At 63.4% G+C, this 14,952-nt stretch carries 13 protein-coding genes and 1 pseudogene; 8 read left to right on the top strand and 6 right to left on the bottom strand.

Annotated features, from left to right (window positions below; translation table 11 throughout):
- Positions 1–718 precede the first annotated feature (718 nt).
- The 7 genes from ACD584_RS11065 (at position 719) to ACD584_RS11035 (ending at position 7,732) form a co-directional block, all read left to right on the top strand.
- Entirely contained in the window at positions 719–3,202 is a 2,484-nt protein-coding gene (locus ACD584_RS11065) for a ribonucleoside-diphosphate reductase subunit alpha (RefSeq protein ID WP_011039057.1), read from the top strand.
- Positions 3,203–3,381: 179 nt separating this feature from the next.
- Complete coding sequence (locus ACD584_RS11060) at positions 3,382–4,425, top strand: ribonucleotide-diphosphate reductase subunit beta (RefSeq protein WP_011270067.1); 1,044 nt, start codon at positions 3,382–3,384, stop codon at positions 4,423–4,425.
- 66 nt (positions 4,426–4,491) lie between these two features.
- Positions 4,492–5,328 (top strand): ImmA/IrrE family metallo-endopeptidase, encoded by an 837-nt coding sequence (locus ACD584_RS11055; protein ID WP_076035782.1) that lies wholly within the window; start codon positions 4,492–4,494, stop codon positions 5,326–5,328.
- Between the two features lie 17 nt (positions 5,329–5,345).
- Complete coding sequence (locus ACD584_RS11050; RefSeq protein ID WP_076037692.1) at positions 5,346–5,831, top strand: flavodoxin; 486 nt, start codon at positions 5,346–5,348, stop codon at positions 5,829–5,831.
- Positions 5,803–6,129, top strand: a complete 327-nt coding sequence (locus tag ACD584_RS11045) for a thioredoxin family protein (protein WP_011039054.1) — start codon at positions 5,803–5,805, stop codon at positions 6,127–6,129. Before ACD584_RS11050 ends, ACD584_RS11045 begins: the two co-directional genes overlap by 29 nt.
- A gap of 430 nt (positions 6,130–6,559) precedes the next feature.
- Entirely contained in the window at positions 6,560–6,961 is a 402-nt protein-coding gene (locus ACD584_RS11040) for an acyl-CoA thioesterase (protein ID WP_011039053.1), read from the top strand.
- A 69-nt stretch (positions 6,962–7,030) separates the two neighbouring features.
- The gene (locus tag ACD584_RS11035; RefSeq protein ID WP_076035783.1) at positions 7,031–7,732 is read left to right on the top strand and encodes a hypothetical protein; all 702 of its coding nucleotides are present in this window, start codon (positions 7,031–7,033) and stop codon (positions 7,730–7,732) included.
- Between the two features lie 193 nt (positions 7,733–7,925).
- On the opposite strand, the gene ACD584_RS11030 is transcribed toward ACD584_RS11035, so the two are convergent.
- From ACD584_RS11030 to ACD584_RS11010, 5 genes are all read right to left on the bottom strand, one after another.
- Complete coding sequence (locus ACD584_RS11030; protein ID WP_014506181.1) at positions 7,926–8,441, bottom strand: hypothetical protein; 516 nt, start codon at positions 8,439–8,441, stop codon at positions 7,926–7,928.
- Positions 8,442–8,699: 258 nt separating this feature from the next.
- On the bottom strand, positions 8,700–9,638 hold the full coding sequence (gene panE, locus ACD584_RS11025; protein ID WP_076035785.1) for a 2-dehydropantoate 2-reductase: 939 nt from the start codon (positions 9,636–9,638) through the stop codon (positions 8,700–8,702).
- Positions 9,639–9,753: 115 nt separating this feature from the next.
- Entirely contained in the window at positions 9,754–10,506 is a 753-nt protein-coding gene (locus ACD584_RS11020; protein WP_175611470.1) for a DUF3800 domain-containing protein, read from the bottom strand.
- Positions 10,506–11,318: an ABC transporter permease gene (locus ACD584_RS11015; RefSeq protein WP_170873844.1), complete on the bottom strand. Its 813-nt coding sequence runs from the start codon at positions 11,316–11,318 to the stop codon at positions 10,506–10,508. Before ACD584_RS11015 ends, ACD584_RS11020 begins: the two co-directional genes overlap by 1 nt.
- Positions 11,315–12,313: an ABC transporter ATP-binding protein gene (locus tag ACD584_RS11010; RefSeq protein WP_068574204.1), complete on the bottom strand. Its 999-nt coding sequence runs from the start codon at positions 12,311–12,313 to the stop codon at positions 11,315–11,317. Before ACD584_RS11010 ends, ACD584_RS11015 begins: the two co-directional genes overlap by 4 nt.
- Position 12,314: 1 nt before the next feature.
- Between ACD584_RS11010 and ACD584_RS11005 the strand changes: the two genes are divergently transcribed.
- The gene (locus ACD584_RS11005) at positions 12,315–13,181 is read left to right on the top strand and encodes a ferredoxin--NADP reductase (protein ID WP_165349500.1); all 867 of its coding nucleotides are present in this window, start codon (positions 12,315–12,317) and stop codon (positions 13,179–13,181) included.
- Positions 13,182–13,252: 71 nt separating this feature from the next.
- Here ACD584_RS11005 and ACD584_RS11000 read toward each other — a convergent pair.
- Positions 13,253–14,826: pseudogene (locus ACD584_RS11000) on the bottom strand (beta-xylosidase).
- Positions 14,827–14,952 lie beyond the last annotated feature (126 nt).

Below are 14,952 nucleotides of genomic sequence, written 5' to 3'. Positions count from 1 at the left end.
TGTCTGTCCACCGCCCGGGTCGATGTCTATCTAGGGCGCTCCCTGGCTTGAGAAGGGTTAGCGCGTGCAGCGGGCATGTCACTCGTCAGCGCAAGCCGCCAAGCCTGCGGTGACGCTTGACATAGCCACACCCAACTGTGACCAGCTTCAGCATCGGCCTGTGCCGCGGCTGACCTAACCGAACCCAACCAGTCGGCAAAAACGCCGCTCCAGGCCTTGACTGCGCACTCGGATTGGGCAGTTGGGCGCGCCGAAACGACCGTTCGTCAGATGGCGCTTTTGCGCCACAAGGGTTTGCGGGTTTTTCCCACATTATGTGTTGACCCCTCGGGAGCACCCCACTATCTTGGGGGAGTCGGTGGTTGGCCGCCCAAAGCGGCCGGACCTGAAAGAGCACAATCAGCGGGCATCCCGCGATTGATGAGCCTCCTCGCCGCAGCCGCAATCGGTTTCATTCAGTCATCCAGGGCCGTGCCGTGGAGCGAACTGCGTGGGGCCGGTGCGCTGCGGTTGTTTCGCCACCGACCACCACGCGACAGCACACCGCGCGGTGGCGGCCGTGGAATCTCCGGTGAGGAGATGGCGGGTGAGGGCGATGTCGCCGCGGACCACAGGTCTTGCGTGCTGCGCGCCTTGCACCGCCATCGCTGTCCAGGGAATCCGGATCCGGCCGCACCCCGTCCCCAGGCGGGTCCGTGTGCCTACGCATGGAGGACGCATGACCACCAACGACACCCTTGCCGCGATCGCCGCCGGTACCCTTGCACCCACCAGCGCTCCCGCCAGTGTGACCGTGCCCAGCCCCGCACACCCGGAGTTGAGTGACCCGTCGGACGTCGTGCCGCCCCCCCGCCAAGCCATTGCAATGCACGCACAGACCATCGAAGAACAAACCGTCTCCACCTGGATCACCAAGGAAGCCGGCAACCGCAAGATCCCGTTCGAGCCGGCGCGCCTGGAGCGCGCCATCGACCAGATCCATGCCGAATTCCCGCAGCTGGACGTGGGCGACTACAAGCGCTCGGTGTTCGGCTTCGTCGAGCGCAAGGACAGTGTCAACGCCGACGACCTGGTCGACCACCTGATCCGCGAGGCCGAGGCCCGCGTCGATCTGACCACCCCGGAGTGGGAGCACTTCGCTGCGCGTCTGTATCTGCGCCGCCTGTACAAGCGCGCCAGCCGCAACCGCTTCTACGACGCCGGCCAGAAGTACGGCTCGTTCGTGGGCCTGCAGGAAAGCCTGGCCGACCGTAACGTCTATTCCAACGACATCCTCAAGAGCTATTCCAAGGAAGAGCTCATCGAGGCGGGCAAGATGATCGCGCCCGAGCGCGACACGCTGTTCGCCTACAACGGCCTGTACCTGCTGGCCACCCGTTACCTGGCCACCGACAACTCGCGCGGCGTGTTCGAGCTGCCGCAGGAGCGCTGGCTGACCATCGCCCTGTACCTGATGCAGGACGAGAAGCCGCGCGAGCGCCGCATGCAGCTGGTGGGCGAGGCCTACTGGGCGCTGTCCAACCTGTACATGACCGTGGCAACCCCGACGCTGGCCAATGCCGGCAAGGTCGGCGGGCAGCTGTCGAGCTGCTTCATCGACACCGTCGACGACAGCCTGCAGGGCATCTACGACTCCAACACCGACGTGGCGCGCGTGTCCAAGCACGGCGGCGGCGTGGGCGCGTACCTGGGCTATGTGCGTTCGTCGGGCTCGGCGATCCGCGGCGTGTCCAACTCGTCCGGCGGCGTGGTGCCGTGGATCAAGCAGCTCAACAACACCGCCGTGTCGGTGGATCAGCTGGGCCAGCGCAAGGGCGCCATCGCCGTCTACCTGGACATCTTCCACCGCGACATCGAATCGTTCCTGGATCTGCGCCTGAACAACGGCGACCAGCGTCTGCGCGCGCACGACGTGTTCACCTCGGTGTGCATCCCGGACCTGTTCATGGAAGCGGTCGAGCGCCGCGGCGACTGGTACCTGTTCGATCCGCATGAAGTCAAGCGCATCAAGGGCTGGTACCTGCAGGACTTCTATGACGAGAAGAAGGGCGACGCCAACAGCAGCTTCCGCAAGAAGTACGAGGAAGTGGTTGCCGACGAGCGCATCACCCGCAAGACCGTCAAGGCGATCGAGATCTTCAAGCGGATCATGGTCAGCCAGCTGGAAACCGGCAACCCGTTCATGTTCTACCGCGATGAAGTCAATCGCAAGAATCCGAACAAGCACGAGGGCATGGTCTATTCGTCCAACCTGTGCACCGAGATCCTGCAGAACATGAGCCCCACGCGGATGATGCAGGAAATCATCAGCGGCAATCAGATCGTCACCACCAAGAAGGCCGGCGACTTCGTGGTGTGCAACCTGTCTTCGATCAACCTGGGCCGCGCGATCACCGTGCAGGCCGACCAGGCCGATCTGCTGGGCGCCGACGTGCTGGAGCGGTTGATCCCGATCCAGGTGCGCATGCTCGACAACGTGATCGATCTGAACCAGTTGCCGGTGCCGCAGGCCACCATCACCAACCAGAAGTACCGCGCCATCGGCCTGGGCACGTTCGGCTGGCATCACCTGCTTGCGCAGAAGGCGATCCACTGGAATGCCAAGGAAGCCGAGGACTACAGCGACGAGCTGTACGAGCGCATCAACTACCTGACCGTCCAGGCGAGCATGGAGCTGGCCAAGGAAAAGGGCACCTACAGCGTGTTCCGCGGCAGCGATTGGCATACCGGTGAGTACTTCCGTGCGCGCGATTACAACAGCCCGCAGTGGCTGGAGCTGTCCGCGCAGGTGGCGGTCAACGGCGTGCGTAACGCCTGGATGCTGGCCGTGGCGCCGAACATGAGCACCGCGCAGATCGCCGGCTCCACCGCGTCGATCGACCCGATCTACAGCGCGTTCTACTACGAAGAAAAGAAGGACTTCCGTCGCCCCGTGGCCGCGCCCGGCCTGTCGCTGGACACGTGGCCGTACTACGAAAAGGGCGCCTACAAGGTCGACCAGTTCGCCAGCGTGCGCCAGAACGCGCGTCGCCAGCGCCACATCGACCAGTCGATCAGCTTCAACTTCTATGTGCCCAGCACCATCCGTGCGAGTACGTTGCTGGATCTGCACATGACCGCCTGGCGTGAAGGCTTGAAGACCACGTACTACGTGCGCTCCAACGATATCGATATCAGTGAATGTGAGTGGTGTTCGAGCTAAGCGCATTCGCGCTTAGCTCCCCACGGTTCGCCCTGCGAACCGCGGGCCCCGGCTCATCAGCATCCACACCCCTGCGCCTTCGGCGCGCCCCCCTGACTCAGGGGGGCTTTTCTCCAGCACGATTTTGCTGTCGCCGTTCCCATGTGGACGCGCGACGCCTGAAAGACGAGTAAAGACCCATGTCCGCAACACCGCTTGAGCGCATCAAGATCCTGGAGCCGCGTCACCCCAATCGCTCCACTGCCATCATCAATGGCTCCACGTCCGGCATCCTCAACTGGAACGACATTCCGTACCCGTCCTTCTATCGGGCGTACAAGGAGCTGTCGACCAACTTCTGGATCCCCGACGAAGTGGACATGAAGGGCGATGCGCGCCAGTACAACGAGCTCTCGGCGCGCGAGAAAAATGCCTATGACTCGATCATCGGCTTGCTGGCCACGCTGGATTCGCCGCAGACGCGCTTCATCTACAACGTCGCCGAATACATCACCGACCCGGCCGCGCATGCCAATGCCGCGATCATCGGCCAGCAGGAAGTGATCCATAACGAGAGCTACAGCTACGTGCTGGCCTCCATCACCGGCCTGGCCGACCAGAACCGCGTGTTCGAGATCGCGCGCACGCACCCGACCATCATCAAGCGCAATGCGCCGATCATGGGCGCCTACGACGACTTCATGCGCGACAAGACGGCCGAAACGCTGATCCGCGCGCTGATCCAGTCCTCGATCCTGGAAGGCATCAACTTCTATTCCGGCTTTGCGTACTTCTACAATCTGGTCCGCCAGAACCGCATGACCGGCACCGGCAAGATCATCAGCTTCATCAACCGCGACGAGCTGGCCCACTCCAAGTTCATCAGCGAATTGATCCGCGCCATCATCGGCGAGAACCAGGCGCTGCAGGGCGACCAGCTCACCGATTACGTGCACAAGGCCTTCGAGCACGCGATCGACCTGGAAACGGTGTGGACGGCTGAAGTGCTGGACGGCATCGACGGCATCGACGTCGACGAAATGATCCGCTACGTGAAGTACCGCGCCAACAAGATGGCCGGCATGCTCGGCATCGAGAAGCTGTACGAAGGCGCCAACGACAACGTGATGCCGTGGATCAAGGCCTACGCCGACAACTTCACCGAAACCAAGACCGACTTCTTCGAAATGCGTAATGCTTCGTACAAGAAGACCAATTCGGATAATGGGTTCGACGATCTGTGAGTTGGATGTAGCTCTTTTAGATTTTGCTTAAAAGTTTGCCTGTTCTCATCTTACCTTGAGGTAATCATGGTTAACAAAATCGACCGAGAGATCAGTGCAAGCAGGATTCTGCTTGGTAATCAGTATGCTCACATTGAGGAACTGGAAGGCGCACGAGAGCTTGCTCGTCACCAAAACCCCTATCGCTATGCTGATAGGGAAGTAAGGCGTAAGGTCAAAGTCGATAGAGCTCCCAGCGAAGAGTCTATTAAGCTTGCTGTGCGCGGCCTCCATCGTGATCTCTGGGTGAGAAGGAATGAGTTTGGGCTTGGTTCTAGTGTTCGTCCAATCGATGTTCTATGTCCAGAATTCGCAGCTAAAATACTTGGCTATGGATTTCAAGAAGTGCCAAGTCTTGGTTGGATGATGCAAGGTCGCAGCCAAATCGCTGTAGCTGGCTTGATTGATCAGTCGAGTCGAACTATTAAGCTTGCTCGAGACATAGAGCCTAGTGTCGCACGCTTCACTGCCGCTCATGAGATTGGGCACGCTGTGCTTCATCCACATCTTTCTGGGCTTCATCGCGATCGTCCGCTCAAGGGGACGAAGATTGGACGAAATCCAGTCGAGCGCGAAGCCGACGCGTTTGCAACGATTTTTTTGATGCCAGAACGGCTTGTGTGTGAAGAATTTGGTTGGCGCTTCCTTGGACCATTCGTGCTTAATGAGCAGACTTCTGTTGCTTTGATGGGGCGGCCTTTGTGGGAGGCTGAAGAATTTTTCCCAACACTTCGTCATGTTTCTCGGCATCTGGCAAGCGCTTCTAATTTCAACGGGCGAAATTTTAATTCTTTGTCTGATTTTTTTGGCGTGAGTAATGAGGCTATGGCTATTAGGCTCGAAGAGTTGAAATTGGTAGTCTGACAAGTAACTCCCGAATGATGAACATCCTGCTCGCCCTGGCATCGTTGAGCGGCAACACGCGTGATGTTGCGCGCAGTGTGGCCTTGCGCTGCGAGGCGGCCGGGCACACGGTGACCTGGCTGGAGACCGATGTGCAGCGGCTGGAACAGGTGCCGCATGCGCCGGGGCAGTACGACCTGTTCCTGTTGGGCAGCTGGACCGACAACGGCGGGCGTACGCCGTCGGAGATGAAACGTTTTATCGTCGAGTTGGTTGAAACGCTGGGCAAGCCACCGCAGGTGGCCGTGTTCGGCACAGGCGAAACGCAGTGGGGCGAGGACTATTTTTGCGGTGCGGTGCATCGCATCGCACAGTTCTTCGCCAGCCCGTTTCCGCGTTTGACCATCGAACAGATGCCCCACGGCGTGCGTGATGCGCACGCTATCGCCGCCTGGACCGACGAGGTTCTGGCCCAATGCAAGAACGATCCCCATGATGCAGACCATTACCGTCACGTCGCCTGAGCACTACACCGAAGTCCTCGCCGCGCATCCGCGCGCGCTGGTGGATTTCTACAAGGACAATTGCCCGGGCTGCAAGATGCTCGACATGTCGCTGGACAAGTTCTCCGCCAGCGATGCCGCTGCCGGCGTGGCCTTGTTGAAGGTCAAGCTGGAAGTGGTGGGCGAGGAATTCTTCCGCGATCTGGGTCTGCGCCAGACGCCGACCCTGGCGCTGTACCGCGACGGCAGCGAGGTGGCGCGCCTGCCCGGCTTCCAGTCGCCGGCGCAGGTGGAAACCGCGGTCAAGACCAGCCTTTGAGCGAGGTCTGGTGCGGCGCGTGCTTGTGCACGCAACGCGTGACCCGACGCTAGTGGGGAATCCGCTCTCGTAGGAGCGGACCCGGCCGCGGCAGCCGATGGGTGCTTGTCCCGCGTACGCTCTCGCTGCATTCGCTGCATTCGCTGCATTCGCTGCACCTTTGCACCGACACCCCGGCTTGGCATGTGGTGACACGCAGCGCGTGTGGTTGTTCGTGCTCCAGCCGCAGCCGCCAGCCGCAGCGCAGTCGTGACGAAGCCCAGACAGCACGAATGCCTCGCATTGCGTAGCGCCGTCGCCTGCACATCGCGCGGATCAGGCTATCGTTGTGCTTCGACACGCAAGGCATGTCGAATGCGTGCATGCCACACAGCCGCCGCGGCCGCATCGCCCGCGCACCGTTTGTTCCACCTTCTTCCTGGATCCCACGATGTCCGACAGCCCGCAGACCCCTCCACCGATCGAAGCGCGCATGGCCGAGATCGTGTTCCCCAACCACACCAACCACATGGGCACGCTGTTCGGTGGCCAGGCGCTGGCGTGGATGGACAAGGCCGCGTTCCTGGCCGCCTCGCGCTATGCGCGCCGCACCGTGGTGACCGCACGCTCGGACCAGGTGGATTTCAAGTTGCCGATCCGCCAGGGGCAGATGGTGGAGACCATCGCGCGCGTGGTCTCGGTGGGGCGCAGTTCGATCAAGGTGGAAGTGGAGTTGATCGCCGAAGATCTGCTCAGCGGCGCACGCGAACTGTGCACCCGCGGCCACTTCGTGATGATCGCGCTCGGCGACGACGGCAAGCCGACCTCGGTGCCGGCGCTGCCAGCAGCCTAGCGTCGAACCACGCGCCGTTGGCGATGCAGCCAACGGCCCGCTGCAGTGTCTCCACAAGGAAGTCGAGTGATGCAACACCGCCACCGCGTGCGCTGGGGAGCACCCTTGCTGGTGCTCACAGTGTTGAGTGCGTGCCGCTTGCCGCTGCCGGGCGAGAGTGACCAGGCCGTCGTGCCGATGGACGCGGACCGTGTGCTGATCGGTCGCGTGCAGGGCGCGGGTGCCATCAGCCCGCTGCTGGGGCAAGAAGTGCGCATCGAAGGCATCGTGACCCGCAGCCTGGCCGGCGATGAGGACGATCTTGCGCAGGAAGTCGCCGAGACGGTGGGCGAGGGCACCCGCAGTAGGCCGATCGGTTGGTTCGTGCAGGACGAAGGCGATGGCGTGGACGCCACCTCCGACGCGCTGTTCGTGCTCGACCAGGGCTACGACACCGGCATCGGGATGCCCGGCGAGGGCGAGTTCACCCTGCGCTTGGGCACCCGTGTGCGCAGCGGCGACCGCGTGCAGGTCTGGGGTGTGGTAGCCGAGGTTGCGCAGGCCATTGCTGCCGACCAGCCCCGCAGCAGTGGCCAACCGGTGGGCCGTGGCGATGCGGCAGGCAGCATCACCACGCTCAAGGCGGGATCGATCAGATTGCTGTCGCCTCGCGAGCGCCGCCCACCGATCGTACTGAGGCAGACGCCCCTGGCGCGCGGCGGCGATGAATCCAGCGAGGGAATGCGGCTGCTGATGCCAGCAAAGGCCACCGCTGCAACTACGCGACCTTAAACACCAACGAGGTGCGGTGATGCCTTGCGACGCTGTCGTGTTGTTGCGCCGGGAGCCCAGCGTGACGAACACCATGTGCACGGTGTCGCAAGACATGTGCGGAACGCCGGCAAGCACCGCACTGACGCGTGGCCGATCTAGACGCCTAGCAGCCGTGCCGATCTGGCGAATGCATCCGCGGTAATCGCCTTGCTTACTCCTGCACTTCGTTGTCTTCGCGCTTGGTTTCGGCCATCGCTTCGGGTTCCAGCTCTTCGGCGCTGCGATTGAGTTTGACGAATACGCCCCAGGCAATCAGCAGCAGGCCGGCACAGAAGCCCACCGAGGCGGCATACGGCAACTTGGCGGGGTCGTCGTGCATCAGCTCGAAGATCGACACCAGCGTTTCGATGGCCAGCGCGATCACGATCACCACGAAGAAGCGCGACAAGTAACGGCGTACGCGCGTGGGGCCACTCACCTTGACGTCGCGCAGGATCTCTTCTTCGAAGATGGTCTGGCCCAGTTCCAGCGTCACCAAGGCCACGGTGAGTAGGCCGATGGCTTCCAACACCACGTTGAAGCGGTCGCGGACCACCATGTCGCCGCCCGGGGTGAAGCCATGCCACAGCTCCAGCGCGGCCATGCCCACCAGCCCGCAGGCGCACAGCACGAAGAACGCCAGGATCACGAAGTGACCGGCACGGAACAGGTGGCTGAGCAGTTTCATCGGAGGCGACACGGGCGAAGGGAGGCAGAGCATCGTGTGCATCGCGTCGTTACGGCGCGAAGGCAATGGCAATGCCGATCTTGAGCGCGCGCCGCGCATGGCAGCGCTTCACGTGCAGTGATGCGCAACGCCACCTCGACGTATCGACATCGACCCAGAGCGCTACAACCCTTCCCCCATCGGGGGAAGGTGCCCGCAGGGCGGATGGGGGTACGGTTTACACGCAGCCCAACAACCGCCCCGCACACCCCAACAACCTCAGCTATGCCGCAACACCTGATACGCCTGCAGATGCACATTCGCCGCCATCAGCAGCGGCGCGTTGCGCCCGGTCTCGCGCACACGCTTGAGCATGTCGCCGACAATCTGCGCCGCTTCCACATCCTGCCCGGCCTCCAGGTCGCGCAGCATCGAGGCCTTCAGCGGCGAGTCCACCTGCAGCAGCGTCTGCAGCGCCTTGGCGCGTGCGGGTTCGGGAATCGGCTGGCCGGCGGCATCGGCGGCCCACAGGCATTCGTTGTACAGGCCGTTGATCAAGGCGCGGCCGTCGTCGGTGGCCACAATCGCGCCCACCGGCGCACGCATCAGGCAGGTCGCCGCCGCCAGCGCAGTGAGGAAGCTGTACTTGATCCACTGCTCCTGCGCGATCTGGGTGCTGGCCACATGGTCGATGCCGGCCTGCGCGCAGGCGGCGGCAAACGCCTGCACGCGTGCAGAGGCCGCCTCGCCGCTGCGCTCGCCAAACGTCAGCGAGGCCGGCTTGCCCAGGTGCAGGATCTCGCCATCGGCGCCCTTGGAGGCGCTGATGAAGCACAGCCCGCCAAGCACGTGGGCCGCACCGAAGCGTTCGTCCAGCGCCGCGTAATGGCGCAGTCCATTGAGGATCGGCAGCACCGTGGTGTGCTCGCCGACCGCCGGCGCAATCGCCTCCAGCGCGCTGTCCAGGTCGTAGGCCTTGCAGCTGAGGATCACCAGATCGAACGGCTGCTGCGCCACCAGCGCGGGCAGCGCCTGCGCGGTGACCGTGGCCACCGGCAGATCGGCATCGCCGAGGGGGCTGCGAATGCGCAAGCCCTGCGCCTGCAGCTGCGCCGCACGGGCGTCACGCACCAGGAAGGTGACATCCACGCCAGCCTGCGCCAGCCGCCCGCCAAAGTAGCCGCCAGTGCCGCCGGCACCGAGGATCAGAATGCGCATAGGATCTCCGTTCAGTGTGATGTTTGGTACATGCCGGACACGGTGCTAAGCTTTCAGCCGGATCGGGGATTCTCGGTCGGCATCAGGCTCTGGCGGACTCGCTGGGGCCTTTTGTTTATGGGAAACACTTCAGGCCATAGCCCAGGTAACGACCTGCCGGATTCTTGTCGAGTTTCTGCTCAATCACCTGCCAGGCGCGATTTGGCTGCTCCGGTCGCAGCTGCCGCACGCCAATGGGGCGAGCGATCAGATCCGCAAGTTGTAGCCCGATCGCATTGCTCTTCTTGTCGCAGATCACCGGATCGAATGGCAGCTCTATGCCAGAGAAATTGTCTCCCCCACAGATCCGGCGAAACGCCAATTCCAGATCCTGGTCTTCGCTGCGCCCACGTGCCTCGCACAGCACGTGCGTGGTCAACGGCTCTCCCGCTTGCGCCACCTGTCCCTGCTTGCTGAGTTTGTAATACATCCGCTCAAGGCAGAAGCGCATCGAGATTTCATACGGGTTTTCACCGCGCTGGCGATCCTGAAGGCGGCGCTTGTCGATCACAGCGGCAAAGATCGTCATCGGCGCCAGCGCCAATGCGTCTGTCAGCGCATCGAGAAGTGCCTGTTTCTTGTCGCGATCACGCAACACTGCGAACGGCCCGATATCCCTGCGGATCTCGCGCTCATGCAGCACGACGGCGTCATGGCCAAACGTCGCGAACTTGATCCGCTGGATCGCAGGCACAACGGTTGCCATGTAATCGCGCTTGCTGATCAGGCAGCACGACAGCACAAACAATGGGAAGGCAGGATCAATACTCGCCATCCCGTGATCGCCACTCTCATCGACAAAGACGATGTAGTCGCTGAATTGCGCCATCAGCTCCGCAGTCCAACGCCACGCCGCAGCAGCCACAGCGCCAACGCGCTCAGCACCGCGACAAAGCCGAGCATCAGCGCGTAGGCCACCCAGATCGGCACGTCGGAGCTGCCGAGCAGGCCGTAGCGGAACGCGTTGACCATGTAGAAGATCGGGTTGGCGTGGGTGGCGGCTTCGGCCCAGCCGGGCAGCAGCTTCACCGAATAGAACACGCCGCCCAGGTAGGTCAGCGGGGTCAGGATGAAGGTGGGCACGATGGCCACGTCGTCGAACTTCTTGGCGTACACCGCGTTGACGAAGCCGGCCAGCGAGAAGATCGTCGCGCCCAGCAGCACCGTGGTCAGCGTCACCAGCGGGTGCGGGATGCGCACCGGGGTGAAGAACATGGCGATGATCAGTACCAACGCGCCCACCATGACCCCGCGCAGCACCGCGCCGGCCACGTAGCCCCACAGGATCACCCAGTTGGGCATCGGGCTGACCAGCAGTTCTTCCACGTGGCGGCCGAACTTGGCGCCGAAGAAACTGGAGCTGATGTTGCCGTAGCTGTTCTGGATCACGCTCATCATCACCAGGCCCGGCACGATGAACTGCATGTACGTGTAGCCGCCCATGTCGCCCACGCGCGAGCCGATCAGCCCGCCGAAGATCAAAAAGTACAGCGTCATGGTGATGGCCGGCGGCACCAGGGTCTGGCCCCAGATGCGCAGGATGCGCTGCACTTCGCGGCGCACGATGGTGCCCAGTGCAACCCAGTTGCGCTGGCGGGAGGTAGCGGGGACAGCAGACATCGAAGGCTCCGGGGAACTCATGGGTGGCCTGCCGGGCGCGCTGGCGCCGCTGCAGCAGGGGGCGTGGCAACAGTGGTGTCGCCAGGCCCGGTCAGACGGACGAACAATTCTTCCAGCCGGTTGCTCTTGGTGCGCATCGAGCGCACCCGGATGCCGGCATCGCCCAGGGTGGCGAACACGCGGTTGAGGTCCATCGCGCGCGGCATGTCCAGATCCAGTGTATGGCCGTCGATCGCGGTGAGCGTGGTGCCTTCGATCACCGGAAGCTGCGCCGGCAACTCACCATCGATATCGAACAGGAAGCCTTCCACGTCGAGCTTGGCCAGCAGCTCGCGCATCGGGCCCTGGGTGACGATCTGGCCGTGGTTGATGATGGCCAGGTTGCGGCACAGGTGCTCGGCCTCTTCCAGGTAGTGGGTGGTCAGGATGATCGTGGTGCCGGCGGCATTGATCTCCTTGAGCACGCGCCACATGTCGCGGCGGATCTCGATATCCACACCGGCGGTGGGCTCGTCCAGGATCAGCAGCCGCGGCTGGGTCATCATGGCGCGCGCGATCATCAGGCGGCGCTTCATGCCGCCGGAGAGCGTGCGGCTCATCACCTGCGCCTTTTCCCACAGATGCGCGCGGCGCAGCTCGGCCTCGGCCAGGGCGGCAGCCTGCTCGCGCGGCATGCCGTAGAACCCGGCGTAGTTGACCAGGATGTCGAAGGGCTTTTCGAACAGGTTGAAGTTCACTTCCTGCGGGACCAGGCCGATCAGCCGCATCGCATCGCTGCGGTGGCGGACCAGATCGGTGCCGAAGACCTCGACCTGGCCCTGCGAGAGGTTCACCAGCGAGCTGATGATGCCGATCAGGGTGGACTTGCCCGCCCCGTTGGGGCCGAGCAGGGCGAAAAAGTCGCCAGGCGCCACGTCCAGCGACACGCCCTTGAGCGCCTGGGTGCCGTTGTCGTAGGTCTTGCGCAGGTCGCACACGCGCAGGGCGGGTGCCGCGGTCGGAGATGGGGAATTCAAGATGGTCCTTCGCGTCAGCGTGACGGCGCAGCGAGTTGCAGCCGCTATTATAGAAGCCCGTGGGGGTTCGCCCCGATCACAGACTGTCCTAAATCCGTTCGTGCCCGTTCAATTCCCCCTCAAGCTTGTCGACAGGCGCATGCTCGCGCCCACCGTGGCCCACTGCCAGTTCCTGCGTGATGACGGGCAGCCGCTGGATTTCCAGCCCGGGCAGTTCATTCAGATCCATTTCCAGTACGCCGATGGCACCGATGCCAAGCGCAGCTATTCGCTGGCGACCATCCACGACCACGCGCTGGGACCGGGCGAGGCGGTGGAGATCGCGGTGAGTTTCGTACCCGGCGGCTCGGCCACCGCGCTGTTCGAGGGCCTGGAGATTGGCGACCAGCTGCAGGCCAGCGGCCCCTACGGCAAGTTCTGCCTGCTGCCGGGCGACCACAACCGGCGCTACCTGCTGATCGCCACCGGCACCGGGGTGACGCCGTATCGCTCGATGCTGCCGCTGCTGGCCGAGGCAATCGCCAGCCGTGGGCTGGAGGTGGTGCTGCTGCAAGGCGCACGCACGCCCGCTGAGCTGCTGTACGGCGATGATTTCCGCGCGTTTGCCGATGCGCATCCGCAGTTCCGCTACGTGCCGTGCTTCTCGCGCGAGTTGCCCGAACAGCCGCATGCCGACGTACGGCATGGCTACGTGCAGCAACATCTGGCCGAGTTCGCGCCGACGGCCGATGGCGACATCGCCTACCTGTGCGGCAACCCGGACATGGTGGACACCTGCGCGGTGGCGCTGCGCGAGGCAGGCCTGCCGAATGCACAGATCCGCCGCGAGAAATACGTGAGCGCGTCACCGCCCAAGCCTGCGGCCTGAGCGCGGTGCGTTGAGGCGGCCGCCTGCAACATGTGTGCAGGCGCAGCGTCAGGGCAGGGAGGCGGCAACGCTCAGCGCGTTGCCGGTTCCAGCGTCAGCAGCACCACATCGTTGCTGCGCATCGGCACCGTGACCGCAACCGCACCCTCGGCGCCCACGCGCACGCGGCGGTCCTGCTCGGGCACATCGCGCGTGGCCTGCTGCAGTTGGGTCAGCTGGTCTGCAGCAAGTTGCTTGGGCATGCCCATGTCGATGTAGAGCGACAGCGGGTCATTGCGGCGGTAGCCGGTCTTGCGCACCTGCAGCCGATAGGTACCCGCCGGCACATGCGCCAACCGGAACACGATTGCCTTGCTGTCGCTTGCCGGCACCTGGCGGGTATAAAACGGCGTATTGCTCACCGCCTGCACCGGCTGCTGCCAATCCCAGGCCACCGCGGCAATGCGCTTGCCGTCCACTGCGGCGAGCGTGTGCGCATCGTCCACCGCAAGGCTGCGCCCCTGCAGGGCATTCAAATACTTGTAGGCGAACCAGGCTGGCTTGCGGATGCCTTCGCGGTTCATCAGCCCGAAGCCGCCGTGGAAGGGCGTCGGCGGCGGGCCGGGCTCTTCGAACAAGTCGGTATAGGTCCAGTAGCTCATGCCCTGCACCACGCCCTGCACCTGCTTGAGTTTGGTCAGGATGTACGGCGCGCTGATGTAGCTGTCGTGGACGAAATCGCGCGGCGTGTAGCTGCTGCTCCACTCGGTGAAAAACAGCGGCAGATCCGGATATGGCGAGGCCTGGATCTGCGCGCGCACGCGCCGCACATCGCCCACAATGGCCTCGGGCGAGGCGGAGAGCTTGGTGTCCTGCTTGCCGTCTTCATCGAGAAACCCGCCATCCACGCCATAGGTGTGGGTGGTGACGAAGTCGATGGGTAGCTTGTTTTTCTGCACGAAGGCCAGCAGCTCCGGCACCCATGCCGCGCCGGCGGTGGAGGGGCCGCCCACGCGCAGCTGCGGGTCGATGGCCTTGATGGTGCGCGCGGTGTTGGCGTACAGATCGAAGTAGGCCTGCTGGTCGGCGTTCTCCCAGAAGTCTTTGAGATTGGGCTCGTTCCATACTTCGAAATACCACTGGCGGACTTCATCCGCGCCGTAACGTGCGCGAATGTGGCGCACGTATGCATCGATCAGCTGCGTCCACTTGGCCGGGTCCGGATGCGAGGTGTTGCCCTTCCAGTAGAACAGGGTCTGCTCGGAGGTCTTCATGGCGGTCGGGGTGAAGCCCAGTTCGACGAATGGGCGGATCTTCTTGGCCAGCAGTGCGTCGTAGAGTTTGTCCAGCTGCGTCCAGTCGTACACGAGCGTGCCATCGACCTCCTTGACCGTGCCGAGCACGTCATGGAACACGTCGTGGAAGCGGATGTAGCGAAAGCCCAGTTCCTGCACTGCGGGCAGCAGATGCGCCTGGGTGTCGTCGCGGATCAAGGTGCCTGGAAAATCCGAGCCGACCGACAGCGCATAGAACCGATCCACCGATCCACCGATGCGCCGGCGCTGGCGATGTCCAACTGGATCTCGCGTTGCGCGGCAGGTTGCGCCGAGGCCGCGGTTGCCGTGCAACATGCCAGCGTGGTGGCCAGTAACAGGGTCAAGCGCATCGCGGCTCCCGGGCATGAGTGATGCGCAAGCGTAGCGCACTCGTGCACGTGTGACGGCTGCGCACGCACTGCTGCGCCCGCTGAAAAGCGCGCTCAAGCGCACGTTGCACGGCGATGGGCGATGCA

It is taken from the genome of Xanthomonas sp. NCPPB 2922 (assembly GCF_041520885.1).
Lineage (GTDB): Bacteria > Pseudomonadota > Gammaproteobacteria > Xanthomonadales > Xanthomonadaceae > Xanthomonas > Xanthomonas campestris.
Note: the sequence above shows the minus strand (reverse complement) of the source record. Positions and strands in the feature narration are given on the sequence as shown.

Excerpts from the sequence above, each read along its gene's own strand:
- ACD584_RS11065 (WP_011039057.1), top strand. The coding sequence starts at position 719 with ATGACCACCAACGACACCCTTGCCGCGATCGCCGCCGGTACCCTTGCA.
- ACD584_RS11060 (WP_011270067.1), top strand. The coding sequence starts at position 3,382 with ATGTCCGCAACACCGCTTGAGCGCATCAAGATCCTGGAGCCGCGTCAC.
- ACD584_RS11055 (WP_076035782.1), top strand. The coding sequence starts at position 4,492 with ATGGTTAACAAAATCGACCGAGAGATCAGTGCAAGCAGGATTCTGCTT.
- ACD584_RS11050 (WP_076037692.1), top strand. The coding sequence starts at position 5,346 with ATGAACATCCTGCTCGCCCTGGCATCGTTGAGCGGCAACACGCGTGAT.
- ACD584_RS11045 (WP_011039054.1), top strand. The coding sequence starts at position 5,803 with ATGCAGACCATTACCGTCACGTCGCCTGAGCACTACACCGAAGTCCTC.
- ACD584_RS11040 (WP_011039053.1), top strand. The coding sequence starts at position 6,560 with ATGTCCGACAGCCCGCAGACCCCTCCACCGATCGAAGCGCGCATGGCC.
- ACD584_RS11035 (WP_076035783.1), top strand. The coding sequence starts at position 7,031 with ATGCAACACCGCCACCGCGTGCGCTGGGGAGCACCCTTGCTGGTGCTC.
- ACD584_RS11030 (WP_014506181.1), bottom strand. The coding sequence starts at position 8,441 with ATGAAACTGCTCAGCCACCTGTTCCGTGCCGGTCACTTCGTGATCCTG.
- panE (WP_076035785.1), bottom strand. The coding sequence starts at position 9,638 with ATGCGCATTCTGATCCTCGGTGCCGGCGGCACTGGCGGCTACTTTGGC.
- ACD584_RS11020 (WP_175611470.1), bottom strand. The coding sequence starts at position 10,506 with ATGGCGCAATTCAGCGACTACATCGTCTTTGTCGATGAGAGTGGCGAT.
- ACD584_RS11015 (WP_170873844.1), bottom strand. The coding sequence starts at position 11,318 with ATGAGTTCCCCGGAGCCTTCGATGTCTGCTGTCCCCGCTACCTCCCGC.
- ACD584_RS11005 (WP_165349500.1), top strand. The coding sequence starts at position 12,315 with ATGGTCCTTCGCGTCAGCGTGACGGCGCAGCGAGTTGCAGCCGCTATT.